General features: G+C 71.8%; 22 protein-coding genes. 10 read left to right on the top strand and 12 right to left on the bottom strand.

The window, feature by feature from the left end:
* Positions 1-130 precede the first annotated feature (130 nt).
* The 5 genes from ABZ079_RS09420 to ABZ079_RS09400 all read left to right on the top strand — a co-directional run bounded on the left by ABZ079_RS09420 (position 131) and on the right by ABZ079_RS09400 (position 7,537).
* Positions 131-922, top strand: coding sequence for an ATP-binding cassette domain-containing protein (locus ABZ079_RS09420; protein WP_356938819.1), 792 nt, complete (start codon positions 131-133; stop codon positions 920-922).
* Positions 919-2,214, top strand: a complete 1,296-nt coding sequence (locus ABZ079_RS09415) for a sugar ABC transporter permease (RefSeq protein ID WP_356938818.1) — start codon at positions 919-921, stop codon at positions 2,212-2,214. The genes ABZ079_RS09420 and ABZ079_RS09415 overlap by 4 nt, the downstream gene beginning before the upstream one ends.
* Before the next feature lie 200 nt (positions 2,215-2,414).
* Positions 2,415-4,343: a 1-deoxy-D-xylulose-5-phosphate synthase gene (gene dxs / locus ABZ079_RS09410; protein WP_356938998.1), complete on the top strand. Its 1,929-nt coding sequence runs from the start codon at positions 2,415-2,417 to the stop codon at positions 4,341-4,343.
* A 151-nt stretch (positions 4,344-4,494) separates the two neighbouring features.
* Positions 4,495-6,015, top strand: coding sequence for an amino acid permease (locus ABZ079_RS09405; RefSeq protein ID WP_356938817.1), 1,521 nt, complete (start codon positions 4,495-4,497; stop codon positions 6,013-6,015).
* Between the two features lie 73 nt (positions 6,016-6,088).
* Entirely contained in the window at positions 6,089-7,537 is a 1,449-nt protein-coding gene (locus tag ABZ079_RS09400; protein ID WP_356938816.1) for a glycosyltransferase family 39 protein, read from the top strand.
* A gap of 10 nt (positions 7,538-7,547) precedes the next feature.
* Here the strand turns inward: ABZ079_RS09400 and ABZ079_RS09395 are convergent, their stop codons facing one another.
* Positions 7,548-7,940 (bottom strand): NTP pyrophosphohydrolase, encoded by a 393-nt coding sequence (locus tag ABZ079_RS09395; RefSeq protein WP_356938815.1) that lies wholly within the window; start codon positions 7,938-7,940, stop codon positions 7,548-7,550.
* 73 nt (positions 7,941-8,013) lie between these two features.
* Here ABZ079_RS09395 and ABZ079_RS09390 point away from each other — a divergent pair, with 73 nt between their 5' ends.
* On the top strand, positions 8,014-9,030 hold the full coding sequence (locus ABZ079_RS09390) for a hypothetical protein (protein WP_356938814.1): 1,017 nt from the start codon (positions 8,014-8,016) through the stop codon (positions 9,028-9,030).
* Between the two features lie 101 nt (positions 9,031-9,131).
* Here the strand turns inward: ABZ079_RS09390 and ABZ079_RS09385 are convergent, their stop codons facing one another.
* From ABZ079_RS09385 to ABZ079_RS09365, 5 genes are all read right to left on the bottom strand, one after another.
* Positions 9,132-11,261, bottom strand: a complete 2,130-nt coding sequence (locus ABZ079_RS09385; RefSeq protein ID WP_356938813.1) for a 3-hydroxyacyl-CoA dehydrogenase NAD-binding domain-containing protein — start codon at positions 11,259-11,261, stop codon at positions 9,132-9,134.
* On the bottom strand, positions 11,258-12,478 hold the full coding sequence (locus ABZ079_RS09380) for an acetyl-CoA C-acyltransferase (RefSeq protein ID WP_356938812.1): 1,221 nt from the start codon (positions 12,476-12,478) through the stop codon (positions 11,258-11,260). The genes ABZ079_RS09385 and ABZ079_RS09380 overlap by 4 nt, the downstream gene beginning before the upstream one ends.
* Positions 12,479-12,850: 372 nt before the next feature.
* Positions 12,851-14,137, bottom strand: a complete 1,287-nt coding sequence (locus tag ABZ079_RS09375) for a ribonuclease D (protein ID WP_356938811.1) — start codon at positions 14,135-14,137, stop codon at positions 12,851-12,853.
* A 145-nt stretch (positions 14,138-14,282) separates the two neighbouring features.
* On the bottom strand, positions 14,283-14,942 hold the full coding sequence (locus ABZ079_RS09370) for a response regulator transcription factor (protein WP_030338745.1): 660 nt from the start codon (positions 14,940-14,942) through the stop codon (positions 14,283-14,285).
* Between the two features lie 283 nt (positions 14,943-15,225).
* Positions 15,226-15,894, bottom strand: coding sequence for a DUF3000 domain-containing protein (locus ABZ079_RS09365; RefSeq protein ID WP_356938810.1), 669 nt, complete (start codon positions 15,892-15,894; stop codon positions 15,226-15,228).
* A 98-nt stretch (positions 15,895-15,992) separates the two neighbouring features.
* On the opposite strand from ABZ079_RS09365, the gene hemE reads away from it, so the two are divergent.
* Entirely contained in the window at positions 15,993-17,060 is a 1,068-nt protein-coding gene (hemE, locus tag ABZ079_RS09360; RefSeq protein WP_356938809.1) for a uroporphyrinogen decarboxylase, read from the top strand.
* Between the two features lies 1 nt (position 17,061).
* On the opposite strand, the gene ABZ079_RS09355 is transcribed toward hemE, so the two are convergent.
* Complete coding sequence (locus ABZ079_RS09355; protein ID WP_356938808.1) at positions 17,062-17,886, bottom strand: rhomboid family intramembrane serine protease; 825 nt, start codon at positions 17,884-17,886, stop codon at positions 17,062-17,064.
* Between the two features lie 119 nt (positions 17,887-18,005).
* Here ABZ079_RS09355 and ABZ079_RS09350 point away from each other — a divergent pair, with 119 nt between their 5' ends.
* Positions 18,006-18,266 (top strand): hypothetical protein, encoded by a 261-nt coding sequence (locus tag ABZ079_RS09350; protein WP_356938997.1) that lies wholly within the window; start codon positions 18,006-18,008, stop codon positions 18,264-18,266.
* Between the two features lie 100 nt (positions 18,267-18,366).
* Here the strand turns inward: ABZ079_RS09350 and ABZ079_RS09345 are convergent, their stop codons facing one another.
* Both ABZ079_RS09345 and ABZ079_RS09340 read right to left on the bottom strand, forming a co-directional pair.
* Positions 18,367-19,767: an FAD-dependent oxidoreductase gene (locus ABZ079_RS09345; RefSeq protein WP_356938807.1), complete on the bottom strand. Its 1,401-nt coding sequence runs from the start codon at positions 19,765-19,767 to the stop codon at positions 18,367-18,369.
* 27 nt (positions 19,768-19,794) lie between these two features.
* Complete coding sequence (locus ABZ079_RS09340) at positions 19,795-20,772, bottom strand: DUF4349 domain-containing protein (RefSeq protein WP_356938806.1); 978 nt, start codon at positions 20,770-20,772, stop codon at positions 19,795-19,797.
* Between the two features lie 178 nt (positions 20,773-20,950).
* Here ABZ079_RS09340 and hemG point away from each other — a divergent pair, with 178 nt between their 5' ends.
* Together hemG and hemQ are read left to right on the top strand one after the other, a co-directional pair.
* Positions 20,951-22,495 (top strand): protoporphyrinogen oxidase, encoded by a 1,545-nt coding sequence (gene hemG, locus ABZ079_RS09335; protein ID WP_356938805.1) that lies wholly within the window; start codon positions 20,951-20,953, stop codon positions 22,493-22,495.
* A 5-nt stretch (positions 22,496-22,500) separates the two neighbouring features.
* The gene (gene hemQ / locus ABZ079_RS09330; protein ID WP_356938804.1) at positions 22,501-23,232 is read left to right on the top strand and encodes a hydrogen peroxide-dependent heme synthase; all 732 of its coding nucleotides are present in this window, start codon (positions 22,501-22,503) and stop codon (positions 23,230-23,232) included.
* A 4-nt stretch (positions 23,233-23,236) separates the two neighbouring features.
* On the opposite strand, the gene ABZ079_RS09325 is transcribed toward hemQ, so the two are convergent.
* From ABZ079_RS09325 to ABZ079_RS09315, 3 genes are all read right to left on the bottom strand, one after another.
* Complete coding sequence (locus tag ABZ079_RS09325) at positions 23,237-24,904, bottom strand: alpha/beta hydrolase (protein WP_356938803.1); 1,668 nt, start codon at positions 24,902-24,904, stop codon at positions 23,237-23,239.
* A 149-nt stretch (positions 24,905-25,053) separates the two neighbouring features.
* Positions 25,054-25,851, bottom strand: coding sequence for a TIGR04222 domain-containing membrane protein (locus ABZ079_RS09320; protein WP_356938802.1), 798 nt, complete (start codon positions 25,849-25,851; stop codon positions 25,054-25,056).
* 106 nt (positions 25,852-25,957) lie between these two features.
* Positions 25,958-26,725 (bottom strand): DUF4142 domain-containing protein, encoded by a 768-nt coding sequence (locus ABZ079_RS09315; RefSeq protein WP_356938801.1) that lies wholly within the window; start codon positions 26,723-26,725, stop codon positions 25,958-25,960.
* Positions 26,726-26,790 lie beyond the last annotated feature (65 nt).

Below are 26,790 nucleotides of genomic sequence, written 5' to 3'. Positions count from 1 at the left end.
CACGACCGACTGCCCAAGACTCCTCCGGTGCCCCGCGCACAGACAGCCCCGCAAGCTCGACGCGGGGCGCCGGACGGAACTTCCCCCAATCTTTCTGCACAACCTCCCGCCGGGTCAGGCGGCGAAGGAGATGGTTCACGTGTCCGCTACGCCCGTGCTGGCGTTGCGCGGGGTCTCCAAGCGGTTCGGTGCCGTTCAGGCGCTCACCGACGTAGAGCTTGAGGTCCACGCCGGTGAAGTGGTCGCCCTGGTGGGCGACAACGGCGCCGGAAAGTCCACGCTGGTCAAGACGATCGCCGGCGTGCACCCCATCGACGAGGGCGCCATCGAATGGAATGGCGAGCCGGTGTCGATCAGCAGGCCGCACGACGCCCAGGCCCTGGGCATCGCGACGGTGTACCAGGACCTCGCGCTGTGCGACAACATCGACGTCGTCGGCAACCTGTTCCTCGGCCGTGAGCTGAGGAAGTGGGGCGTCCTGGACGAGGTCGAGATGGAGCGCCGCGCCCGCGAGCTGCTCACCACGCTGTCGATCCGCATCCCGAGCGTCCGCATCCCGATCGCCTCGCTCTCCGGCGGTCAGCGCCAGACCGTGGCCATCGCCCGCTCCATGCTCGGCGACCCGAAGCTGGTCATCCTCGACGAGCCCACCGCCGCCCTCGGCGTCGAGCAGACCGCCCAGGTCCTCGACCTGGTGGAGCGCCTGCGCGAGCGCGGTCACGCCGTCATCCTCATCAGCCACAACATGGCGGATGTGAAGGCGGTGGCCGACAAGGTCGCCGTCCTGCGCCTCGGCCGCAACAACGGCGTCTTCGAGGTCAAGACGACCTCTCAGGAGGAGATCATCTCCGCCATCACGGGCGCCACCGACAACGCCGTGACCCGCCGTGCGGCGCGCACGAACGGGGAGGTTTCCAAGTGAGCATCGACAAGACCTCCGCGACTCCGCAGGACGAGCACGTCGTCGAGAACCCCGAGGCGGCGGCCGCGGCCGTCACCGCGGTCGACCCGCGTCTCCTCGTGCGCGAGCAGGGCCTGCTGGGCTACTGGAGCGAGTTCAAGCGCAAGATGAAGGCCGGCGAGCTGGGTTCCCTCCCGGTCGTCCTGGGCCTCGCGATCATCTGCATCATCTTCCAGGTCCTGAACTCCGAGTTCCTCTCGGCGCAGAACATCAGCAACATCACGGTCACGATGGTCGGCACGGGCATGATCTCCGTCGGCATCGTCTTCGTGCTGCTGCTCGGCGAGATCGACCTGTCGGTCGGTTCGGTCAGCGGCGCGGCCAGCGCCCTCGCGGCCGTCCTCACGGTCAACCAGGGCTGGCCCGAGTGGGTGGCCGTGCTCGTCGCCGTCGCCGCCGGTGCCGCCATCGGCGCGCTGCACGGCTTCTTCTTCGCGGTGCTCGGCGCCCCCGCCTTCGCCGTCACCCTGGCCGGTCTGCTGTTCTGGCTGGGCTTCATGCTGAAGGTGCTGGGCGAGGACGGCACGATCAACCTCGACAGCGACGGTCTGATCGGCAAGCTGACCACGTACACCTTCACGGACGTGGCCGCCGCCTACGGCCTGGCCGTCGTCGTGGTCGCCCTGTTCTTCGTCAGTTCCTTCCTCGGCAACCGGCGCCGGGAGGCCGCGGGCGTCCCGTCCCGGCCGCTCAGCGACACCGTCCTGCGCACGGTTCTGCTGGCCGTGGTCTCCTTCGCCGCGGCGTACATGTACAACCAGTACAAGGGCCTGCCGCTGGCCACGGTGATCTTCGTCGCCTTCCTGGTCGGCACGGACTTCGTGCTGCGGCGCACCTCCTACGGCCGCAAGATCTTCGCGCTCGGCGGCAGCGTGGAGGCGTCCCGGCGTGCGGGTATCAACGTGACGGCGGTGCGGATCTCCGTCTTCGCCATCTCCGGTGGGTTCGCGGCGATCGGCGGTCTGTTCCTGGCCTCGAAGATCGCGTCGGCCAACCAGAGCGCCGGCACGGGTGACCTGCTGATGAACGCGATCGCCGCGGCCGTCATCGGTGGCACGTCGCTGTTCGGTGGCCGGGGCCGTACCTGGAACGCCCTGCTGGGTGTGCTGGTGATCGTGTCCATCCAGTACGGTCTCCAGCTGGAGTCCATCGCGGAGCCGGTGAAGTACATGATCACCGCGGCTGTGCTGTTGACCACGGTCGTCATCGACTCCATCACGCGCAAGACGCAGAAGACGGCCGGGCGTGCGTAGCGCCTAGCCGCCGTGGGGTGCGGGGTAACCGCAGGTGACGGATCGTTTGTGACTGGTCGCGCGGTCCCCGCCCCCTTCGGAGAGGACCAGATGCCCGGTGCCTTCAAGGTGCCGGGCACTGTCGTGTCGTGCAAAGCATGAACATTAGACTCGGGCGAGCCCGGCAACAGCTCGATCAGCTCTACTGCAAGGAGGCACGGGTGCCGCTGCTGACCCGCATCAGGGGACCGCGCGATCTGGACCGGCTCAGCCTGGAGGAGCTGGACCAGCTGGCAGAGGAGATCCGGACCTTCCTCGTCGACGCCGTCTCCAAGACCGGCGGCCACCTGGGCCCCAATCTGGGCGTGGTCGAGCTCACCATCGCCCTGCACCGCGTCTTCGAGTCCCCGAAGGACAAGGTCCTGTGGGACACCGGCCACCAGTCCTACGTGCACAAGCTGCTCACCGGCCGGCAGGACTTCTCCAAGCTGAAGATGAAGGGCGGCCTGTCGGGCTACCCCTCGCAGGCCGAGTCCGAGCACGACGTCATCGAGAACAGCCACGCCTCCACGGTGCTCGGCTGGGCCGACGGCATCGCCAAGGCCAACCAGCTGCTCAAACGGGACAGCCACGTCGCCGCCGTCATCGGTGACGGCGCGCTGACCGGCGGTATGGCCTGGGAGGCGCTGAACAACATCGCCGAGGCAAAGGACCGTCCGCTCGTCATCGTCGTCAACGACAACGAGCGCTCCTACGCGCCGACCATCGGTGGCCTCGCCAACCACCTGGCGACCCTGCGCACGACCGACGGCTACGAGCGCTTCCTCGCCCGGACGAAGGACATCCTCGACCGCACCCCGGTGGTCGGCAGGCCGCTGTACGAGACCCTGCACGGCGCCAAGAAGGGGCTGAAGGACTTCATCGCCCCGCAGGGCATGTTCGAGGACCTGGGCCTGAAGTACGTCGGCCCGATCGACGGGCACGACATCGAGGCGCTGGAGTCGGCGCTGGCCCGGGCCAAGCGGTTCGGCGGACCGGTCATCGTGCACTGCCTGACCGAGAAGGGCCGCGGCTACCAGCCCGCCCTGCAGGACGAGGCCGACCGGTTCCACGCCGTCGGTAAGATCCACCCGGACACGGGCCTGCCGATCGCGTCCTCCGGCGCCGACTGGACCTCCGTGTTCGGCGAGGAGATGGTCAAGCTCGGCGAGGAGCGCGAGGACATCGTCGCCATCACGGCGGCCATGCTGCAGCCGGTCGGCCTGGACAGGTTCGCCAAGCGGTTCCCCGAACGTGTGTACGACGTCGGGATCGCCGAGCAGCACGGTGCCGTCTCGGCGGCGGGCCTCGCGCACGCCGGTGTGCACCCCGTCTTCGCCGTGTACGCCACCTTCCTCAACCGTGCCTTCGACCAGGTCCTCATGGACGTGGCCCTGCACAAGTGCGGGGTGACCTTCGTGCTCGACCGGGCCGGTGTCACCGGTACCGACGGTGCCTCCCACAACGGGATGTGGGACATGTCGATCCTTCAGGTCGTGCCGGGGCTGCGGCTCGCCGCACCGCGCGACGCCGACCAGGTGCGGGCGCAGCTGCGCGAGGCCGTCGCCGTCGAGGACGCGCCGACCGTGGTGCGCTTCTCCAAGGGTGCCGTCGGGCCCGCCGTACCGGCCGTGGGCCGCGTCGGCGGCATGGACGTGCTGCGCGAGCCCGGCACCGACACACCGGACGTGCTGCTGGTGTCCGTGGGCGCCCTCGCCCCGATGTGCCTCGAGGTCGCCGGCCTGCTCGACCGGCAGGGCATCTCCACCACCGTGGTCGACCCGCGCTGGGTCAAGCCCGTCGACGAGGCCATGGCCCCGCTGGCGGAGCGCCACCGGGTCGTCGTCACCGTCGAGGACAACAGCCGCGCCGGCGGTGTCGGCTCCGCCGTCGCCCAGGCCCTCCGGGACGCGGGCGTGGACGTGCCGCTGCGCGACTTCGGCATCCCGCCGCGCTTCCTGGACCACGCCTCCCGCTCGGAGGTGCTCGCCGAGATCGGGCTGACCGCGCCCGACATCGCCCGCCAGGTCACCGGGCTGGTCGCCAAACTCGACGGCCGGTTCGACCGTACGGCGGACGCGGTGGATTCCGTAGAGCCCGCGCGCGACTAGGGAGAGCGATCCTCCGGGCCGGTTCCGCCACTTCTCCAGGTGGCGGAACCGGCCCGTCTGCGTGAACCTGCCTGTGCCGGGGCATACGCATCCCGACCCGCTCGATCATGTTGAGCCATATCGGGGCCTCACAAGCGTGGGAGGCAGGAACGTGAGCAGCCCGCTCTTCAGAACGAAGAACGTCGAGCAGTCCATCCAGGACACCGAGGAACCGGAGCATTCGCTCAAGAAGTCCCTCTCCGCGCTGGATCTGACCGTTTTCGGTGTCGGCGTCATCATCGGCACCGGCATCTTCGTCCTCACCGGACAGGTCGCCAAGAACAACGCCGGTCCGGCGGTGTCCCTGGCCTTCGTGGCGGCCGGCGTGGTCTGCGCGCTCGCCGCTCTCTGCTACGCCGAGTTCGCGTCGACGGTCCCCGTGGCGGGGTCGGCGTACACGTTCAGTTACGCCTCGCTGGGCGAGCTGCCCGCCTGGATCATCGGCTGGGACCTGGTCCTGGAGTTCGCCCTCGGTACGGCGGTGGTGGCCGTAGGCTGGTCCGGCTACATCCGCTCCCTGCTCGACAACGCCGGCTGGCACCTGCCGGAGTATCTGGCCGGCCGGGACAACGCCTCCGGCTTCGGCTTCGACATCCTCGCCGCCGCCCTGGTCCTCGTCCTCACCGGCATCCTCGTCCTCGGCATGAAGCTGTCGGCACGGATCACCTCGCTCGTCGTCGCCATCAAGGTGGTCGTCGTCCTCATCGTGATCATCGCCGGCGCGTTCTTCGTCAAGGGCAGCAACTACCAGCCGTTCATCCCCAAGGCCCAGTCGGTCGAGGCGGCCGGGAACCTCAAGGCACCGCTCATCCAGCTGATGTTCGGCTGGGCACCGTCCAACTTCGGTGTGATGGGCATCTTCACGGCCGCCTCGGTGGTGTTCTTCGCGTTCATCGGCTTCGACATCGTCGCCACGGCCGCCGAGGAGACCCGCCACCCGCAGCGGGACATGCCCCGCGGCATCCTCGGCTCGCTGCTCATCTGCACCGTGCTCTACGTCGCCGTCTCCGTCGTCGTCACCGGCATGCAGAAGTACACCAAGCTCTCGGTGCAGGCCCCGCTCGCCGACGCCTTCAAGTCCATCGGGCACCCCTGGTACGCGGGCGTGATCAGCTTCGGCGCCGCCGTCGGTCTGACCACCGTGTGCATGATCCTGCTGCTCGGCCAGACCAGGGTGTTCTTCGCGATGAGCCGCGACGGGCTGCTGCCGCGGTTCTTCTCCCGCGTGCACCCGCGCTTCAGGACCCCGCACCGGCCGACCATCCTGCTCGGCGTGGTGATCGCGATCGTCGCCGGTTTCACCAGCCTGAGCGAGCTGGCGGAACTGGTGAACATCGGCACACTGTTCGCCTTCGTCGTCGTCGCGATCAGCGTGATCATCCTCCGCCGCACCCGCCCGGACCTGCCCCGCGCCTTCCGCACCCCGTTGGTGCCGGTCCTCCCGATCCTGTCGGTGTGCGCCTCACTGTGGCTGATGCTCAACCTGCCGGCCGAGACCTGGCTGCGGTTCGCCATCTGGATGGTGATCGGCTTCCTCGTCTACTTCCTCTACGGCCGCAGGCACAGCCAGCTGGCCCTGAGCGAGCGGACGCCGAGCGAGGCTCCGCGGCCGCCCGCCGGAAACGCTCCGTAATCGTACGCTTCGCCGCTCCGGCCCCGTATGTCCTGCTTCGGTGGAGACGTCGGGGCCGGATAGCGTGCTGCCCATGCTCGCCGCGCCCCTCGCCCCCGTATGGACCGCGCCCACCCGGACGGCGTACTGGACGCGGCTGCTGCCCCTCCTGGCCATCCTGACCTGTGTCACCCGGATCCCGTCCTTCGTCCGGCCGCTCTGGAACCCGGACGAGGGCTACCTCGCCGTCCAGGCACGGCTGCTCGCCCAGGGCGGGCACCTGTACGAGACCGTCGTGGACCGCAAGCCGCCGCTGCTGCCCTGGCTGTACGAGGCCGCCTTCGCGGTGTGCGGCTCCGGCTCCCTCATCCCGCTCCGGCTACTCGCGGTCCTCGCCCAGCTGCTCACCGCCGTCCTGCTCGCCTCCCTGGCCCGGCGCCGCTGGGGCGACGGCGCGGGACGCACCACCGGGGTGCTGTATCTGCTGGTCTCGATCGGGCTCAACCCCGAGGACGCCCAGGCGGCCACCTTCGAGGTGTTCATACTGCCCGGCACGGCCGCCGCCATGTGGTGCGCCGACCGCGGGCGCTGGGGCGCGGCCGGCACCGCCGTCGCCGCCGCGTTCCTCACCAAGCAGACCGGCGGCGCGGTGCTGCTGCCGGTGGCGTGGCTGCTGTACCGTCAGGGCACCCCGTGCACGGGCGCACCGCGGCTCGCCGCCGGGTTCGCCGTGCCGGTGCTCGGCGCGGCCCTGGTGACCGACCCGGCCGGATTCCTGTTCTGGACGGTGACCGGCTCGGCCGCCTACGCCTCCTTCACCGGCTCCGAACTCCACATCCTCGTCCGGGCGTTGACCAACACCGCGCTCCTGGCCGGGGCCTCGGCGGGCCTGCTCCCGCCGGTCGTACGGACCCTGCGCATCGCCCGTACCGGAGCGGTGGATGTGTGGCTGTGGCTGGCCTCCTCGGCCGTGGCCGTGGCCCTCGGCTGCCACTTCTTCGGCCACTACTACCTGCAACTCACCGCTCCCCTCGCCCTGCTGGCCACCCGAGCGCTGCAGGTGCTGCCCCCGGAACGGGGCGTGGCCACCGTGTTCACCTCGACCTGCTGCTGCGTCCTCTTCCTCGTCTGGGGCCTGCTCGCCCCCCGCCCCGAACTCGCCCACGCCCAGCGGCTCGCGACCGCCGTCGAGCGCCGCACCGCGCCGGCGGACCGCGTCCTCGTCTGGGGCATACACCCGGAGACGTACTGGCTGGCCGGCCGCCTGCCCGCCACCCGCTACCTCACCGCGGGCCTGCTCACCAACTACAGCGGCGGCCGGGACGGCCCGCAGGTCGGCGAGAAGTACGCCGTCGCGGGCGCCTGGCCGGTGTTCCGGCGGGAGCTGAGCGCGCACCGCCCCGCGCTGGTCGTCGACGACTCCCGTGGCAAGCCCTACGGCCCCGACCGTGTCCCCAGCCTGCGCCGCCTGCTCGCGGCACGCTACGAGGAGGTGGGCACGGTGGACGGGGCGGTGCTGTACGCGCGGGTGCCGGAGGGGTAGCGGGAACGGCTCAGCCCAGGACCGTGCGCGGGCCGGCCACCTCGGCGCCGAGTTCGGTCACCCTGCGCCGCAGTTCGCGGTCGGCGGTGATCACCAGACGGTCCCGGCCGGCGTGCTCGGCGGCCAGCTCCACGATCCGGTCGTCGCCGCTGCCGGGCGCCGACTCCACCCGAATCCCCGGTACGGAGGCCACGTCCCGGGCCGCGCCCTCGACCACGAGCACGATCTCCACCGGGTCCGCAAGGCCGGGCAGCCCCGTCTCGGCCAGCCGGTCCCGTAGCCGCTCGGCGGCTCCCTTGCGATCCCGCCACCAGCCGTCGGGCCGCGATCCGACGACGTTCGCGCCGTCCACGATCACCACCATCGAGTCCTGCGGGAGCGGGGCGTCGAGGGCGTCGTCCATGCAGCCAAGGGTCGCATGCCCGGAGGCCGGGTGCGGTCGGTTCGGCCGGTGCGGACCGGCTTAGAGTGAACCGGTGAACGGCGACTGGCTCATCCGCGGCCGAGACGGCCGGCTCAGTGTCTACCAGCTGTCGGGCGACGCTGTCCTGTGCCGGGCGGAGCGCGGCCCCGCAGGCCCCTGGACCGCGCCGCGCACGGTGGGCGGCGACCAGTCGCTGCACCCCGTGCTGGCCCTAGGGCAGGGCGCCGACGGCTATGCCCATCTGGTCTCCTGGCGGCCCACCACCAAGGGCGAGTCGGGGCTGGTGCACTCCACGCACTTCCGCCCGCGTCTCGCGGCCCTGGACTGGAACCCGATCGGCCACCCGGACAAGAAGGGCGACCGCACCGGCACGCCCGCCGTCGCGGTGGACGCACAGGGCCGCGCCCATGTCTTCGTCCGCAACACCGGCGGCGGCGTGAGCCTGCTCGCGCAGAAGGAGAAGGGCGGCTGGGAGCCCTGGCGGGACCTCAAGGGCGGGGAGGTCCAGGACGGGTTCGCGGCGGCGACGGGGGAGTCCGGCCGGGTCGAGCTGTACGCGGCCGTCCCCACGGGCCTGGTGTACTGGCGTCAGGAGGAGGCAGCCGCCCCGCCCGTGCTCCGGGAGACCGTGCAGGCCCCGGTCCGCCCGGGCACCCTGTATGCCCTCGCCACGTCTCCGGACAGCACGACCGTCTTCTACACCGACACCTCCGGCGAGCTGTGCGCCTGGCGCCCGGGAGGCGAGCCGGCCTCCCTGTTGTCCTCGGCCGGCCCCGGCCCGGTCTCGGCGGTCCGCTGCGACCTCGACGGGCTCGACTGCACCCTGCTCGCCCAGCGCTCCGCGAGCGGCCGGGTCGCCTTCGCCGCCTACCCGACGGAGCTGGAGTCGGCGGGCGCCTGGTGGACCGAGTCGGGCCCGCGGCTGCCGGTGGACGCGCGGGTGTCCCTGGCGACGGACGAGGACGACCGGCTGGTGGCGGCAACGTTGTCCCCGTCGACCGGTCGACTCCTGCTGACCCGGCGGAAGGACGAGCCGGGGCTGGCGCTGGAGGCGTGGCGGGAGGTGTGACGGGGCGTCCGGCTCGTGGTCTGCCCGCCCGGCACGGGCAACGGCAACGACGGAGGGCCTCCGCCTGGATGGCGGAGGCCCTCTTCACGTCCGTACGACCGTTACGCCGGAACCGACGCCGCGCCCGGGGCCAGGAACTTCTTGCCGTTCACCCGCTCCGAGACACCCTCGCGGTCCAGGTACGGCGTGATGCCGCCCAGGTGGAAGGGCCAGCCGGCACCCGTGATCAGGCAGAGGTCGATGTCCTGGGCCTCGGCGACGACGCCCTCGTCGAGCATGAGCCCGATCTCCTGCGCCACCGCGTCGAGCACCCGCGCCCGCACCTGCTCCTCGGTCAGGACGACATCGCCCTGCTTGAGCAGCGCGGCGACCTCCGGGTCCAGCTCCGGCTTGCCGCTGTCGTAGACGTAGAAGCCGCGCTTGCCCGCCTCGACGACCGACTTGAGGTTCGGGGAGACGGTGAAGCGGTCCGGGAAGGCCCGGTTGAGGGTCTCCGAGACGTGCAGGCCGATCGCCGGGCCGACCAGCTCCAGCAGCACCAGCGGGGACATCGGCAGGCCGAGCGGCTCGATGGCCTTCTCGGCGACCTCGACCGGGGTGCCCTCGTCGATGACGTTCTGGATCTCGCCCATGAAGCGGGTCAGGATGCGGTTCACGACGAACGCCGGGGCGTCCTTCACCAGAACCGCGGTCTTCTTCAGCTTCTTGGCGACGGCGAACGCGGTCGCGAGGGAGGCGTCGTCGGTCTTCTCGCCGCGGACGATCTCCAGCAGCGGGAGGACGGCCACCGGGTTGAAGAAGTGGAAGCCCACGACCCGCTCGGGGTTCTTGAGCTTCGACGCCATCTCCGACACCGACAGGGACGAGGTGTTGGTGGCGAGGATCGCATGTGCCGGGGCGACCGCCTCGACCTCCGCGAACACCTGCTGCTTGACGCCGATCTCCTCGAAGACCGCCTCGATGATGAAGTCGGCGTCCGAGAAGCCCTCGGCCTTGTCCAGCACACCGGTGACCAGGGCCTTGAGGCGGTTGGCCTTGTCCTGGTTGATCCGGCCCTTGCCGAGCAGCTTGTCGATCTCGGCGTGGACGTAGCCCACACCCTTGTCGACGCGCTCCTGGTCGATGTCGGTCAGCACGACCGGCACCTCGAGGCGGCGCAGGAAGAGCAGGGCGAGCTGGGAGGCCATCAGACCGGCGCCGACGACGCCGACCTTGGTGACCGGGCGGGCCAGGCTCTTGTCCGGGGCGCCGGCGGGACGCTTGCCGCGCTTCTGGACGAGGTTGAACGCGTAGATCCCGGCGCGCAGTTCGCCGCCCATGATCAGGTCCGCGAGGGCCTGGTCCTCGGCGTCGTAGCCCTGCTGCAGGTCGCCGTTCTTGGCGGCCGCGATGATGTCCAGGGCGCGGTAGGCGGCCGGGGCCGCCCCGTGCACCTTGGAGTCCGCGAAGAAGCGGCCCTTGGCGACGGCCTGGTCCCAGGCCTCGCCGCGGTCGATCACCGGGCGCTCGACCTCGATGTCGCCCTTGAGTACCTGGGCGGTCCAGAGCAGCGACTGCTCCAGGAAGTCGGCGCCCTCGAAGAGGGCGTCGGCGATGCCCAGCTCGAAGACCTGCTTGCCCTTGAGCTGCTTGTTCTGGTTCAGCGAGTTCTCGATGATGACCGAGACGGCCTTGTCGGCTCCGATCAGGTTCGGCAGCAGGGTGCAACCGCCCCAGCCGGGAACGAGACCGAGGAAGACCTCGGGCAGCGAGAACGCCGGGATCGCCTTGGAGACGGTCCGGTAGGTGCAGTGCAGGCCGACCTCGACGCCGCCGCCCATGGCCGCGCCGTTGTAGTAGGCGAAGGTCGGGACGGCCAGCTTCGACAGGCGCTTGAAGACCTCGTGGCCGCCCTTGCCGATGGCGAGCGCGTCCTCGTGCTGCTTCAGCAGCTCGACACCCTTGAGGTCGGCGCCGACCGCGAAGATGAACGGCTTGCCGGTGACACCGGCACCGACGATCGTGCCCTCGGCCGCCTCCTTCTCGACCTGGTCGATGGCGGTGTCGAGGTTCGCCAGCGACTGCGGGCCGAAGGTGGTCGGCTTGGTGTGGTCCAGGCCGTTGTCCAGCGTGATCAGCGCGAAGCGGCCGGCCCCGAAGGGCAGGTCGAAGTGGCGTACGTGCGCCTGCGTGACGACCTCGTCCGGGAACAGCTCGGCCGCGCCCTTCAGGAGTTCAGCGGTGGTGCTCACTTGTCGCCTCCGTCGAAGTGCGGGTTCTCCCAGATGACCGTCGCGCCCATGCCGAAGCCGACGCACATGGTGGTCAGGCCGTAGCGGACCTGCGGCTGCTCCTCGAACTGGCGGGCCAGCTGCGTCATCAGACGGACGCCGGAGGAGGCGAGCGGGTGACCGAAGGCGATCGCGCCGCCGTACTGGTTGACGCGCTCGTCGTCGTCCGCGATGCCGTAGTGGTCGAGGAAGGCCAGCACCTGGACGGCGAAGGCCTCGTTGATCTCGAACAGGCCGATGTCGGAGATGGACAGGCCCGCCTGGGCGAGGGCCTTCTCCGTGGCCGGGATCGGGCCGTAGCCCATGACCTCCGGCTCCACGCCCGCGAAGGCGTAGGAGACCAGGCGCATCTTGACCGGCAGGTCGTTCTCGCGGGCGAAGTCCTCGCTCGCGATGATCGACGCGGTGGCACCGTCGTTCAGACCGGCCGCGTTGCCCGCGGTGACCCGGCCGTGCACGCGGAACGGCGTCTTGAGACCCGAGAGGTTCTCCAGCGTGGTGCCCGGGCGCATCGGCTCGTCGGCGGTGACCAGGCCCCAGCCGGTCTCACCGCTGTCCGGGTTGGTGCGGCGCACCGAGATCGGCACCAGGTCCTGCTGGATCTTGCCGTTGGCGTAGGCCTTGGCGGCCTTCTCCTGCGAGCGGACCGCGTACTCGTCGGCGCGCTGCTTGGTGATCTGCGGGTAGCGGTCGTGCAGGTTCTCCGCGGTCATGCCCATGAACAGGGCGGACTCGTCGACCAGCTTCTCGGAGACGAAGCGCGGGTTCGGGTCCACGCCCTCGCCCATCGGGTGGCGGCCCATGTGCTCGACGCCACCGGCGATGACGGCGTCGTAGGCACCGAAGGCGATCGAACCGGCGGTGGCCGTCACGGCGGTCAGGGCGCCGGCGCACATGCGGTCGATGGAGTAGCCCGGGACCGACTGCGGAAGACCGGCGAGGATGCCGGCCGTGCGGCCGAGGGTCAGGCCCTGGTCACCGATCTGCGTGGTCGCGGCGATGGCGACCTCGTCGATCTTCTTCGGGTCGAGCCCGGGGTTGCGGCGCAGCAGCTCCCGGATCGCCTTCACGACGAGGTCGTCGGCGCGGGTCTCGTGGTAGATGCCCTTCGGGCCCGCCTTGCCGAACGGGGTGCGGACGCCGTCTACGAAGACGACGTCCCTGACGGTACGAGGCACGATGGCTCTCCTCCAGGGTGCGGGATGGCACTGCTGCGACGCGCCAGCACTGAGCGCGCGCTCAGGCCCATGCTACTTGTGGGTAACGTAGCTGCACAGTCCTGCCCGGGGGAGCGGCGAACGTCACACCTCTGCGGACTCCTCGACGGCCCTGTCCAGCGGGGGCCGGCGGATCGTCCATACGGCTTTCGGCCAATGCCGCGGACCGGGGGCTGTGGCGATCCGGCCACTCCTTCCCGAGACCTTGGCGTGATCTCGACGTCGCTGATCCGAAGAGCGACCAGGTGAGGCGCCTTTCGAAGAGGTGCGGGGAACCGCGCGGGTGACCGGGCACGACCCGCCGCGGCCGTACGCGACCAATCCCCGTGGCGGCTACGCGCCCTTCGCCGACAGCGCCGAAACCAGGACAGGCGTGACCAGCTCCACCTGCCACGCCCGCGCGCCGTACCCGGCGAGCGCGGCCTCCACGGCCTCCCTGCCGCCCGACGGAGGCTCCCAGCAAAGACGCCGCACGGTGTCCGGAGACACCAGATTCTCCTGAGGCAGGTTGAGCTGCTCGGCCAACGCCGACACCCCCGCCCGGGCCGCGGACAACCGAGCCGCGGCAGCGGGATCCTTGTCGGCCCACGCACGTGGCGGCGGCGGCCCGGTCACCGGCTGCCCCGGCTGGGGCAGCGCGGTGTCCGGAAGGGCCTTCGCCCGATCCACGGCCGCCTGCCACTGCTCCAGCTGGCGCCGCCCCATCCGATGCCCGAACCCGTTCAGCGCGGCGAGGGCGTGCGCGGTGGACGGCAGGGCGAGCGCCGCCTCGACGATGGCCGCATCGCTCAGCACCTTGCCCGGCGACACATCCCGCCGCTGCGCGATGCGATCCCGCGTCTGCCACAGCTCCCGTACGACGGCCAGCTGCCTCCGCCGCCGCACCTTGTGCATCCCGGAGGTCCGGCGCCAGGGATCCTTACGGGGCTCGGCGGGCGGCGCGGCCGCGATCGCGTCGAACTCCTGCAGGGCCCACTCGAGCTTGCCCTGCCGGTCCAGCTCCTTCTCCAGGGCGTCCCGCAGGTCGACGAGGAGTTCCACGTCCAGGGCCGCGTAGCGCAGCCACGGCTCGGGGAGCGGCCGGGTGGACCAGTCGACGGCGGAGTGGCCCTTCTCCAGGACATAGCCGAGGACGCCCTCGACCATGGCGCCGAGGCCCACGCGGGGGAACCCGGCGAGCCGGCCGGCCAGCTCGGTGTCGAAGAGGCGGGTCGGGATCATGCCTATCTCGCGCAGACAGGGCAGGTCCTGGGTGGCCGCGTGCAGCACCCACTCGACGCCGGACAGCGCCTCGCCGAGACCGGACAGGTCGGGGCAGGCGACGGGGTCGATCAGGGCGGTGCCGGCGCCCTCGCGGCGCAGCTGCACCAGGTAGGCGCGCTGGCCGTACCGGTAGCCGGAGGCGCGCTCGGCGTCCACGGCGACGGGGCCCGAGCCGGCGGCGAAGCCGGCGATCACTTCGGCGAGGGCGGTCTCGTCGGCGATCACCGGCGGAATGCCCTCGCGGGGTTCGAGCAGCGGAGTCGGCGCCCCCGTCACAGAAGATCCGGCGTCGTCCGGAGGCGTGCCTCCGTGAGTGCGCAGGGAGCTGTCTGCTGCGGTGTCTTGGGCGTCGGTCACCTGTCAAGGGTATCGGTGCGTGGACGGCGCCCGTCGCCGGAACGTTCCGGCGACGGGCGCCCGAGGGTCGTAAACCAGTCAGCCCGGTGAAACTTCCGGTTCACGTGGCGGAACCGGTGATGACCCCGAAGGGGGTGCGCAGGGCTCAGTGGATGATCCCGGTGCGCAGGGCCACCGCAACCATGCCCGCGCGGTCACCGGTGCCCAGCTTGCGGGCGATGCGGGCCAGGTGGCTCTTGACGGTGAGGGCGGACAGGCCCATGGAGACGCCGATCGCCTTGTTCGACTGGCCCTCCGCGACCAGCCGCAGCACCTCGACCTCGCGTCCGGACAGCTCCCGGTAGCCGCCCGGGTGGCTCGGGGCACCCGGGGGGCGGCGGTGCATCCGGGCGGCTGCACCGAGGGGAGTGGCACCGGGCCGGGCGGGGAGACCGATGTTGGTGCGGGTGCCGGTGACGACGTAGCCCTTGACCCCTCCGGCCAGGGCGTTGCGTACCGCGCCGATGTCGTCGGCTGCGGAGAGGGCCAGTCCGTTGGGCCAGCCCGCGGCGCGGGTCTCGGACAGCAGGGTCAGGCCGGAGCCGTCGGGCAGGTGGACGTCGGCGACACAGATGTCGCGAGGGTTGCCGATGCGGGGACGAGCCTCCGCGATGGACGAGGCTTCGATGACATCGCGCACGCCGAGCGCCCACAGGTGGCGGGTGACGGTGGAGCGGACGCGCGGGTCGGCCACGACCACCATGGCGGTCGGCTTGTTCGGGCGGTAGGCGACCAGGCTTGCGGGCTGCTCGAGGAGAACGGACACCAGGCCTCCTGGGTGGGGGGACGGGGCCGGCTTGTGGGGAGGTAGCCGGGACGAGAAGTGCTTTCAAGGTCACAGTCGTCTTCGGCAGCAAACTCGTCCGCCTTTAGAGAATGATCACGATCTAGTGAGTAACAATCTGTGCAATTCGGACACGCGATCGATCATCCGAAGATCGAGTCGGTTCGAGCGAGCGCCATTCCGGTACGGAAAGTGGCCGTATCGACAAAGAGATGGTCAATAGGGTGTCCGTGGGGATTAACCCGCGGAAAGCCGAGGGGTCAGGTCACCGCGACTGCGGGCCCCTGCGCTGCGGCAGGGTGACCACGGAGGGGTCGCCCGGCCCGGCCGGCGGCAGCCCCCCGACCTGGGCCAGCAGATCGCACCAGGCGGCCAGGTGCGCGGCCGTGTCCGGCACCCCGCCCAGGCCCTCGCGGGGCGTCCAGGAGGCCCGGATCTCGATCTGCGAGGCGGCCGGCCGCTCGGCCAGCCCGCCGAAGTAGTGCGAGCCGGCGCGCGTGATCGTGCCGCTCGGCTCGCCGTAGCCGAGCCCGCGCGCCTGCAGCGCTCCCGTCAGCCACGACCAGCACACCTCGGGCAGCAGCGGATCGGCCGCCATCTCCGGCTCCAGCTCCGCGCGCACCAGCGTCACCAGCCGGAACGTGCCCCGCCAGGCATCGTGCCCGGCCGGGTCGTGCAGCAGCACCAGCCGTCCGTCGGCCAGCTCCTGCTCACCGTCGACGACCACGGCCTCCAGCGCGTACGCGTACGGGGCGAGCCGCTGCGGCGCGGGTGTCGGCTCCACCTCGACCTGCGGCCGCACCCGCGCGGTCCGCAGCGCGTCGACCGCGGCCCGGAACGCGGAGGGCAGCGCACTGCCCCGCTCCCGCGCGGTGTCCTTCGCGTCGTCCATTCCGTCAGCGCCGTCCGACGGTCGTCCCTGAGCCGCAGCCATGCGGGGAAGAGTAAGGGGAACGGGGCCCGCACGCAGGGAGGGACACCCCCGAAGGGCAGCCGCACTTCTGCGCTCGCGGCCGTGCGAGACTTGCCGTCGTGAGTGCCAACGCAAGCCCCTCGGGTCAGCAGCCGACAGCAACGTACGACAGCGCCTTCCTCAAGGCGTGCAGGCGCGAAGCCGTGCCGCACACCCCCGTGTGGTTCATGCGCCAGGCCGGCCGCTCCCTGCCCGAGTACCGCAAGGTACGCGAGGGCATCCCGATGCTCGAGTCCTGCATGCGGCCCGAACTGGTCACCGAGATCACACTGCAGCCGGTGCGCCGGCACAACGTGGACGCGGCGATCTACTTCAGCGACATCGTCGTCCCGCTCAAGGCCGTCGGCATCGACCTCGACATCAAGCCCGGCGTCGGCCCGGTCGTCGGGCAGCCCATCCGCACCCGCGCCGACCTGGCCCGGCTGCGCGACCTCACGCCCGAGGACGTCTCCTACGTCACCGAGGCGATCGGCCTGCTCACCCGCGAGCTGGGTACCACCCCGCTGATCGGGTTCGCCGGCGCGCCTTTCACGCTCGCGAGCTATCTGGTCGAGGGCGGTCCCTCTCGCACGTACGAGAACGCCAAGGCGATGATGTACGGCGACCCCCAGTTGTGGGCCGACCTGCTCGACCGCCTCGCCGGCATCACGGCCGCCTTCCTGAAGGTGCAGATCGAGGCCGGCGCGAGCGCGGTCCAGCTGTTCGACTCCTGGGCGGGCGCCCTGGCCCCGGCCGACTACCGGAAGTCCGTCATGCCCGCCTCGGTGAAGGTCTTCGAGGCCGTCGCCGGGTACGGCGTCCCGCGCATCCACTTCGGTGTCGGTACCGGTGAGCTGCTGGGCCTCATGGGCGAGGCCGGTGCGGACGTCGTCGGCGTCGACTGGCGCGTCCCGCTCGACGAGGCCGCGCGCCGTGTCGGTCCCGGCAAGGCGCTCCAGGGCAACCTCGACCCGACGGTGCTGTTCACCGACAAGGACACCGTCGAGGCCAAGGCCGGCGAGGTGCTGGACGCGGCCGCCGGTCTGGAGGGCCACATCTTCAACCTCGGCCATGGCGTCATGCCGAACACCGACCCGGACGCGCTGACCCGGCTCGTGGAGTACGTCCACACCGCCACCGCGCGCTGACTCACCATGTGTAGTGGGGCCGTGCCCGCCTGCCGAACAGCAGGCCGGGCGGCTCCGGCGGGGGAGGCGTGCCGGGCTTGAGCGGCCAGGCCAGCAGCATGCCCGCCACGAAACCGACCACATGGGCCGCGTACGCCACGGTTCCGGCGCCGGAGACGCCGTGCCCGGAGGAGTACACCGCCTGGAGCCCGAACCAGAAGCCCAGCACCAGCCAGGCGGGCAGCCTCAGCGGCAGGAAGACCAGGAACGGGACGAGGACCCAGACCCTCGCCCTCGGGTACAGCACCAGATAGGCGCCGAGGACCCCGGCGACGGCGCCGGACGCGCCGATCAGCGGTTCGCCGGAGGTGTCGTTGAGCAGTGCGAAGCCGTAGCCGGCCGCGTAGCCGCAGACGACGTAGAAGAGGACGTAGCGGATGTGGCCCATCCGGTCCTCGACGTTGTTGCCGAAGATCAGCAGAAAGAGCATGTTCCCCAGCAGGTGCAGCCAGCTGCCGTGCAGGAACATCGCCGTGAGGACCGACAGCGCCGGTGACTTGTCGTAGCCGGCCGGGCCCACGACACAGCCCGGACCGTGCGGGCCCACGCCCACGTCGCCCGTGGGGACCGCCGGGGGCAGCTGATGGTGGATCAGTTCCCTGGGGACCGCCGCGTAGTGGTCCATGAAGGCGTGCAGATGACACAGCTGCGCCAGGTCGCTCGCGCCCGCCACGGAACCGGCTATGCCGGGCGTGGTGATGAACACGAGGACGTTGACGGCGATGAGCGCGTACGTCACCCAGGGGGTGCGGCGCACCGGGTTCACGTCATGGACGGGGATGACCACACAGAAGTAGTGCCCGCGATGAGGCGCGTGAACCGGTGAACGCCGCCGGGCGGGCGTGCGTATCTGTGGTCAAACGACGTGAGGATCAGGCGATGACGAACGCTCCGCAGGTTTCGGCGATGCACGCTCTGCCCGACGGTGAGGCCGAGCTGTCACTGGTGGTACGGCTTCCCTGGGAGGATGTCGCGCGGCTCGGTCAGGAGGCGGGGCGGCTCGCCTCGCAGATGAAGCGGCCCGTGACGCTGGACGAAGCCGTGAGTTATCGGCTGCGGTCCGCTCGGCCGTCCGCCTCTCACGCCAAGCCCTCCGGCGAGCAGCCTGCGGCTGTCTCCTCCGGGGCGGGAGTGACCTCTTTGCCGCGGATCAGCGGGACGGCTTAGGCGCGTCGCGGGGGGCGGGTGCGCGGGGGCTGGTCGCGTCCACGCGGCGGAGCCGCCTATCGATACAGCCCCGCGCGGCCGGGGGAGTCTCCCTCGCCTCTCACGAGGCGCCCTCGCGTACCCTCGCCGTCGCCTTTCTCGCCGCCACCAGTACCGGGTCCCATACCGGGGAGAAGGGCGGGGCGTAGCCCAGGTCCAGGGACGTCATCTGCTCCACCGTCATCTGCGCGGTCAGTGCCACCGCCGCGATGTCGACCCGCTTGCCCGCGCCCTCCCTGCCGACGATCTGGACGCCGAGCAGTCGGCCGGTGCGGCGTTCGGCGAGCATCTTGACCGTCATGGCGGAGGCGCCGGGGTAGTAGCCGGCCCGGCTGGTCGACTCGATGGTGACCGTCTCGAACCGGAGCCCCACCCGGTGGGCGTCCTTCTCACGCAGGCCGGTGCGGGCGATCTCCAGGTCGCAGACCTTGCTGACGGCCGTGCCGACGACGCCCGGGAAGGTGGCGTAGCCGCCGCCGGCGTTGGTGCCGATGACCTGGCCGTGCTTGTTGGCGTGGGTGCCGAGGGGGACGTACTGCTCCTGACCGGAGACCAGGTTCAGCACCTCTACGCAGTCGCCGCCCGCCCAGATGTTCTCGTGGCCGCGTACCCGCATCGCGAGGTCGGTGAGGAGGCCGCCGTGGGCGCCGACGGGAAGGCCGGCCGACCGGGCGAGTGCGGTTTCGGGGCGCACGCCGATGCCGAGGATCACCAGGTCCGCGGGGTACTCGGCGTCCTCCGTGGCCACCGCGCGGACCCGGCCGTCCTCTCCGGTGAGGAGCTTGGTGACCTCGGCGTCGTTCACCATGGTGATGCCGAGGCCCTCCATGGCCCGGTGCACCAGACGGCCCATGTCCGGGTCGAGCGTCGACATGGGTTCCTTGCCGCGGTTGACGACCGTCACCTCGAAACCGCGGTTGATCAGCGCTTCCGCCATCTCCACGCCGATGTAGCCGGCGCCCACGACCACCGCCTTGCGGCCACGCGTGCGTGCCAGGGTGTCGAGCAGGGCCTGGCCGTCATCGAGGGTCTGCACGCCGTGCACGCCGGGGGCGTCCGCGCCGGGCAGGTCCGGGCGGACCGGGCGGGCTCCGGTGGCGATGACGAGCTTGTCGTACGACGTCCAGGACTCGGCACCGGAGTCGACGTCACGCGCGCGTATCCGCTGCCCGGCCACGTCGATCCCGGTGACCTCGGTGCGCAGCCGCAGGTCGATACCGCGTTCCCGGTGCTCCTCGGGCGTACGGGCGATCAGCTGGTCGCGCTCGGGGACCTCGCCGCCCACCCAGTACGGGATGCCGCACGCCGAGAAGGAGGTGAAGTGGCCGCGTTCGAAGGCCACGATCTCCAGCTCCCCGGGTCCCTTCAGCCGGCGCGCCTGTGATGCCGCGGACATGCCCGCGGCGTCACCACCGATCACGACGAGCCGTTCCGTCCCGCGCCGCCCACCGCTCATGCTCATGCGAACACGCTACGGGACGCGGGCATTTCAGTCCCGGGCCGCCTCCTCGGCGGACTCCGGCGCCGGGCGGGCCGACGGCAGCGGACCCGGCGCGGTCATCGCCGGCGCGGACTCCTGGCGGCGGGGCAGCCGGGGGCGTACGACCCGCAGCCACAGCAGCGCCAGCAGGGCGGCGGAGGCCGCGAACGGCAGGGCGGCGCCCAGCGCCAGGACGATCCAGCGCAGCATCGTCACGAACACGTGCCAGCCGCCCGCCAGCGCGTCCACGATGCCCGGCGTGTCGTCACCGGCCGCCTTCTCCGAGGGTGTCTCGGACAGCGACAGGGTGATGGTGGCCAGGCTGGTGCGGTCCTTCAGGGACGCCTGCCGGGCCAGCAGGGCCTCCAGGTCCGCCTGGCGGCTGCTCAACTCGCCCTCCAGCGAGACGACATCGCTCAGCTTGGTCGCCCGGTCCATCAGCGCGCGGATGCGGTTCACGCTGGCGCGCTGCGACGTGATCCGGCTGTCGACGTCCACGACCTGGTCGGTGACGTCCACCGCCCTGGCCGTGCGGTCGATCAGCCTGCCCGTGCCCTGAAGGCCGGTGAGGACCTCGTCGTACTTCTCGGTGGGCACGCGCAGCACGACCCGGGTGTTCTCGTGACCGTCGGCGTCCCGGCTCGTGCTCTCCCTGCCGACGTAGCCGCCCGCGTCCTCGGCGGTCGTCCGGGCCTCGGCCAAGGTCTTGGGCACGTCCTCGACCTCCACGGTGAGGGACGCGGTGCGGATGATCGCGCTCGGAGTGAGATCGGGGGTCTTCGGCGCGGACTTCCCCTTGTCCGCCGCGGCGGACGACGCCTCGGCCCGCTGGGCCTCGGCGCCCGCGGCGGACTTCGAGTCGCCGCCACCGGAGTCGTCCGCGCCGCTGCACCCGGCGAGCGCGAGGGACGCGGCGAGCAGCACCCCCGCCAGGACCCGGACGGACGGTGCGGATCGTGCGGTTCGTGCGGAACGTGCTGTGCGCATGGGCGGTACCCCCGATGGCTGAGACCGATGACGCTCCTACGACGGAGGAGGCCGCCGGGACGTTGGCGGTGCGGGATTCCGAAGCGGTCACGGTCCGGACTCGGTGCGGACACCCGGCCCGTGGGACGGGACCTCCGGCCCTGGCGGGACCGGCAGCGGGGTCTGAGAGAGTGGGGACATGAGCGCAACGGGTACGAGCACGGGGCATGTCGTCGTCATCGGAGCCGGTATCGCCGGGCTGGCCGCCGCCCACCGGCTGCTGGGCCGCGGCGCGCGCGTGACCGTGCTGGAGGCCTCCGAGCGGGTCGGCGGCAAGCTGCTGCCCGGTGAGATCGCGGGTGTACGGGTCGACCTGGGCGCCGAGTCGATGCTCGCCCGCCGCCCCGAGGCCGTGACCCTCGCGCGCGAGGCGGGTCTCGCCGACCGGCTCCAGCCCCCGGCCACCGCGACCGCCTCGATCTGGACCCGTGGTGCCCTGCGGCCCATGCCCAAGGGCCATGTGATGGGCGTGCCCGGCACCGCCGCCGCGCTCTCCGGCGTCCTGTCCGACGAGGGCCTGGCCCGGATCGAGCGCGACGCGGCCCTGCCCCGCACCGAGGTCGGCGACGACGTGGCCGTCGGGGAGTACGTGGCGGCCAGGCTCGGCCGCGAGGTCGTCGACCGCCTGGTCGAGCCCCTGCTCGGCGGGGTGTACGCGGGCGACGCGTACCGCATCTCGATGCGCTCCGCCGTCCCGCAGCTGTTCCGGGCGGCGCACACGCACGACTCCCTGACCGAGGCGGTCCGCGAGATCCAGGCGAAGGCGGCGGCGGCCCGGCAGACCGGCCCGGTCTTCATGGGCATCGACGGCGGCGTGGGCACGCTCCCGCTCGCGGTCGCCGAGTCGGTGCGGGCACGCGGAGGTGAGATCCTGACGGGGACGCCGGTGCGGGAACTGCGCCGGGGCGGCACGGCGGAACGGGGCGCCGTGAGCGAGTCGCGGGCCCCCGGGGCGGCAGGCGGCGCGGATGCACGGCACGGCGCCGGTGCGGCGCAGCCGGACGCCGCGTGGCGCGTCGTGGCCGGTGACCGGGTGCTGCACGCGGACGCCGTCGTCCTCGCCGTCCCCGCCCGCGCGGCCGCCGACCTGCTGCGCGCCGAGTCCCCGGGGGCCGCCGCCGACCTGGCCGCCGTCGAGTACGCCTCCATGGCCCTGGTCACCCTCGCCTACCGGCGGGCCGACCTGCGTCTCCCCGAGGGCAGTGGCTTCCTGGTGCCCCCCGTCGACGGCCGCACCATCAAGGCGTCCACGTTCGCCTCCCAGAAGTGGGGCTGGATCGCCGACCAGGACCCCGGCGTGGTCGTGCTGCGCACCTCCGTGGGCCGCTACGGCGAGACGGCGATCCTCCAGCGGGACGACGCCGACCTCGTCGAGGTCTCCCGGCACGACCTGCGCGAGGCCACCGGCCTGGACGCCGCGCCCCTGCGGACCCGCGTCACCCGCTGGACCGACGGCCTGCCGCAGTACCCGGTCGGCCACCACGCGCGCGTGGCCCGCATCCGCGAGCACGTCGCCAAGCTGCCGGGGCTCGCGGTGTGCGGCGCGCAGTACGACGGCGTCGGCGTCCCGGCGTGCATCGCGAGCGCCTACGCGGCGGTGGACCGTCTGGCCGGCGACGCGACGGGCGTCGAGGAGCTGACCGCCAACCCGGTGCAGAGCCTGCACGGCGGAGCGGGAGAATAGGGACCATGAGTGACGACGCCCCCACCACCGAGTCCGGCAGGATCCCGAACAAGGGCAAGCTGGCCAAGGACCTCAACGAGGTCATCCGCTACACCCTCTGGTCGGTCTTCAGGCTGAAGGACGTGCTGCCCGAGGACCGCGCGGGATACGCCGACGAGGTCCAGGAGCTGTTCGACCAGCTCGCGGCCAAGGACGTGACGATCCGCGGCACCTACGACGTCTCCGGCCTGCGTGCCGACGCCGACCTCATGATCTGGTGGCACGCCGAGACCAGCGACCAGCTGCAGGAGGCGTACAACCTCTTCCGCCGCACCAAGCTGGGCCGCGCCCTGGAGCCGGTGTGGTCGAACATGGCGCTGCACCGCCCCGCCGAGTTCAACCGCTCGCACATCCCGGCGTTCCTCGCCGACGAGACGCCCCGCGACTACGTGAGCGTCTACCCCTTCGTGCGCTCCTACGACTGGTACCTGCTGCCCGACGAGGACCGCCGGCGGATGCTCGCCGACCACGGCAAGATGGCCCGCGGTTACCCGGACGTGCGCGCCAACACGGTCGCCTCGTTCTCCCTCGGCGACTACGAGTGGATTCTGGCCTTCGAGGCCGACGAGCTGTACCGCATCGTCGACCTCATGCGCCACCTGCGCGGCTCCGAGGCCCGCCGGCACGTCCGCGAGGAGGTGCCGTTCTGCACGGGGCGCCGCAAGGACATCGCCGAGCTGATCGCCGGCCTCGCCTGATCGCTCAGCGCCGGGCGGCCTTGCCCTTCAGGGCGTCCCGCGGGGACTGCCCGGCGGCACGGCCGTTCGGGGTGTCCGGCTTCGGCTCCCGGCGCGGCGCGCAGGACGCGCGCCGCGCCGGGAGGCGGCCCTCCAGCAGATAGGCGTCGACGTACGCGTTGACGCACCTGTTGGGGCCGCCGCCGACGCCGTGCGTGCCCGCGTCCCGCTCGGTCACCAGCGCCGAGCCGGCCAGCCGCCGGTTCATCTCCACCGAACCCGTGTACGGCGTGGCCGCGTCCCGCTCGGCCGCCAGGATCAGCACCGGCGGCAGCTCGCCCGGCCCGGTCCGCACGTCCAGCGGCTGCTGCCGGGGTGCCGGCCAGTAGGCACACGGCAGGTTCATCCACGCGTTGTCCCAGGTCTCGAAGGGCGCCACCCGGGCGAGCCGCGTGTTGTCGCGGTCCCAGACCTTCCAGTCCGTCGGCCAGGGAGCGTCGTTGCACTCGACGGCCGTGTACACCGCGCTGCCGTTCTCCGCCTCGGCGGCGGCCGTCCCGGTGCTCGGGGCCGCCAGCCGGATCAGCGGCTCGGCGTCGCCGTGCAGATAGGCCGACAGGGCCTCGGCCCGGCTCGGCCAGAAGTCGTCGTAGTACCCGGCCGTCAGGAACGCGTTCTGCAGCTGGCCCGGACCGACCTTCCCGCCCGCCGCCTTCCTGGCCAGCCGCTCCCGGGCGGTGTCGTAGCTGCGCTGCACCTTCTCCGGCGTTGCGCCGAGCCGGTAGACGTCGTCGTGGCGGGCGATCCAGTCACGGAAGTCCGCCCAGCGCTCCTCGAACGCGGCCGACTGGTCGAGGTTGTTGCGGTACCAGACCTTCTCCGGGGCCGGGTTCACGGCGGAGTCCAGCACCATGCGCCGCACGTGCGAGGGGAACATCGTCGCGTACAGCGCGCCGAAGTAGGTGCCGTACGACGCCCCCATGAACGTCAGCCGGTCCTCGCCCAGCGCGGCCCGCAGGACGTCCAGGTCACGGGCGTTGTTGAGCGAGGTGTAGTGGCGCAGCCCGCTGCCCGAGCGCTGGGCGCAGCCACGCGCGTACGCCTTCGCCTGGGCGATGCGCTGCCGCTTGTACGCCTGCGAGGGGTGTGTCGGTGACGCCGTGGGCGCCTTGAAGAACCGCTTGGGGTCCTCGCAGGACAACGGCGCCGAACGGCCCACCCCGCGCGGGGCGTAGCCGACCAGGTCGTAGGCGGCGGCGATCCGCTTCCACTCCGGGACCACGCCGATCAGCGGGAAGTACATGCTGGAGGCGCCGGGACCGCCCGGGTTGTAGACGAGGGCGCCCTGCCGGGGGACCTTCCGCTTGCTGTTGTGCGGGTCCTTCTGCGTGGCCCGGGTCCGGCTCACGGTCAGTTCGATCTGCTTGCCGTTCGGGTGGGCGTAGTCCAGCGGGACGGTCACCGTGCCGCACCGCAGACCGCTCGGCGTCCTCGGGACGTCCGCGGCGGAGCACGCGCCGAAGTCGATACCGGCCGCCCGGGCGCGGGCCACGGCCACCGCGGTGCCGCGCAGCTCGGCTGCGCCCGGCACACCGGGTGCTCCCGGACCGGCGGGCGTGCCGCCCGCCGGGGCCGCGGCCAGCGTGGTCAGGAGCAAGGACCCGGCGGCCGAGTACAGGGCGGCAGCTCTCATGGCGTATCCCTTCGGTGCGCGGCGGCGATGGCACGGCTGCCATGGCCCGGCGACAACAGAAGGGATATTTCGGTCGGTCGTCGGCGAAGGCAAGCACCGCCCGGCCGGTGTCGGCGCCAATGCCCCCTATGCGCCCCCTGGAGGTGCCCTCACTCCCGCCACGGCTGGTCGCGGTGGGCGAAGGCCGCACGCAGCTCCGGCTCGCCGATCGCGCGGACGCCGCGTACGGCGACGGAGGTGAGGAACGACCGCTCGTCGCCGGCCGGGCCGTGGACGAGCGTGCCCAGCAGCCGCTGCCCCGCCGGGGAGGCCCAGCGCGCGTACGGGTGCACCTCGAACCGGGCGAGGGCGAGGCAGCTCAGGGACAGCGTGAGGGGCAGGGCGAACCAGAGCCCGACCAGGAGTCGGGGCGTCCCGGTCTGGACGGGCAGCAGCAGCGCGGTCATGCCCAGCGCCACCACGGCCAGCGCGGCGGCACGCACCTGGCGCACGGCGGCCCCCACGGTCGTTCCCGCGCCGTCGGGCACCGCGAGGCCCGCGCGCACCAGCCCGTCGGCCAGCCGGCACACCGCCTCCGCACCGGCCACCCGCGCCCGCACCGGAGCGATCCGGGACTGGCCCTCCGGCCCGATCGCCCCTATGACCGACCGCTCCATCTCGTCACGCCCCCGCGGGTCCACCACCGTGGCCCAGCCGGTGTGCGCGAGCAGCAGCCGCCGCTGCCGGGCCATGGACACCAGGGTCACATCGGCGACCCGGGCCGGGCCGCCGGACAGGAAGGCCGCCTCGTACAGCGTCAGATCGCGCTCCCGATCCGCCGTCGGGACATCGGTGGTCTCCGCGACGTCCGTGTCCACGGTCGCCGCGCGGACGGCCGTCAGGCACAGCCGGGTGCACGCGGTGCCGGCGAAAGCCCAGGCCAGGAGCAGGAGTAGGACCCAGAACATGACGTGTTTCTATGCCAGTCGCGTCGGAAGACGCCATGCCCTGTTCACGATCCGGACGGAGCGTTGCCGGTATGTGGCGTTCCGTTTCCCTATGGATCAGGGCTGGTCAGCTGCTCGGCTGCGGCGGGCCGGTGGTGGTCGCGGGCGGCAGGGGGTACGTCTCGCCCGGCGAGGGCGCCACCGGGACCACGGCGCTCGGGTCGACCGCCGGCGGGGCCGGCACGGGCGTGGCCGAGGAGGCCAGCTCCCGGGACAGCGCGGCGAAGTCGACGTATCCCGTTGCCTCCAGGACCTTGATGTGGTCCAGGACGGTCGTGTTGGCGTCGTCGGCGAGGTCACGGACCAGGGAGTTCTGGGTGCCGGCCCGGACCTCGGCGACCAGGGAGAACACCCGGCCGTGCGCCAGCCGAAGAATGCCGGCGAACCGGCGGTCGAAGTCCTGGCCCTGCGCCGACCTCAGGGTGGCCAGCCACTGCTTCTGCTGCTCGTTGGGTTCGTTGGGCAGCGGGACGCCGAGCTGGGTGGCGACGGTCCGTACGTGCGCGTCGAGGGAGGTGTGCCCGTCGACGAGGTGCTGTCCCGCGGTGCGGACCGCGGGCGTGGTCCCCTTCCGCTCCGTCAGCTGCCCGGCGGGCAGTTCCCACAGCCCCGCCAGCCGGACCTTGGTGATGAAGTCCCGGTCCTGCGCGGACAGCGGGCCGTACGGCGTGGTGACGGTGTGCGCGCTCAGCACGTTCGCGCTGGTCCCGTCCTGCCGCTCGGCGTACGACCAGAGCGGGAAGAGCAGCGCCGCGGTCGTCGCTGCCAGGCCGGTGATGACGAGCCCGGTGCCGCTGAATATGCCTCGCCCCTTGATCGGGGGTCGCGGTCGCATGGCGCCTCCTGTACGGCACCGCACACCAAGGGTGCTTGAGGGTGGGTGGGTGCGGCTTGGCATAT

The sequence above is a fragment of the Streptomyces sp. NPDC006314 genome, from assembly GCF_040613075.1.
In the GTDB taxonomy this organism is placed as follows: Bacteria; Actinomycetota; Actinomycetes; order Streptomycetales; family Streptomycetaceae; genus Streptomyces.
The sequence above is the reverse complement of the archived record's forward strand: the minus strand, read 5'-3'. Positions and strand labels throughout refer to the sequence as shown.

Bases quoted from the DNA above. Each gene is read 5' to 3' on its own strand.
- ABZ079_RS09420 (WP_356938819.1), top strand. From the start codon at position 131: ATGGTTCACGTGTCCGCTACGCCCGTGCTGGCGTTGCGCGGGGTCTCC.
- ABZ079_RS09400 (WP_356938816.1), top strand. From the start codon at position 6,089: ATGCTCGCCGCGCCCCTCGCCCCCGTATGGACCGCGCCCACCCGGACG.
- ABZ079_RS09395 (WP_356938815.1), bottom strand. From the start codon at position 7,940: ATGGACGACGCCCTCGACGCCCCGCTCCCGCAGGACTCGATGGTGGTG.
- ABZ079_RS09365 (WP_356938810.1), bottom strand. From the start codon at position 15,894: ATGGCTGCGGCTCAGGGACGACCGTCGGACGGCGCTGACGGAATGGAC.
- ABZ079_RS09350 (WP_356938997.1), top strand. From the start codon at position 18,006: ATGCACGCTCTGCCCGACGGTGAGGCCGAGCTGTCACTGGTGGTACGG.
- ABZ079_RS09345 (WP_356938807.1), bottom strand. From the start codon at position 19,767: ATGAGCATGAGCGGTGGGCGGCGCGGGACGGAACGGCTCGTCGTGATC.
- ABZ079_RS09340 (WP_356938806.1), bottom strand. From the start codon at position 20,772: ATGCGCACAGCACGTTCCGCACGAACCGCACGATCCGCACCGTCCGTC.
- hemG (WP_356938805.1), top strand. From the start codon at position 20,951: ATGAGCGCAACGGGTACGAGCACGGGGCATGTCGTCGTCATCGGAGCC.
- hemQ (WP_356938804.1), top strand. From the start codon at position 22,501: ATGAGTGACGACGCCCCCACCACCGAGTCCGGCAGGATCCCGAACAAG.
- ABZ079_RS09325 (WP_356938803.1), bottom strand. From the start codon at position 24,904: ATGAGAGCTGCCGCCCTGTACTCGGCCGCCGGGTCCTTGCTCCTGACC.
- ABZ079_RS09320 (WP_356938802.1), bottom strand. From the start codon at position 25,851: ATGTTCTGGGTCCTACTCCTGCTCCTGGCCTGGGCTTTCGCCGGCACC.
- ABZ079_RS09315 (WP_356938801.1), bottom strand. From the start codon at position 26,725: ATGCGACCGCGACCCCCGATCAAGGGGCGAGGCATATTCAGCGGCACC.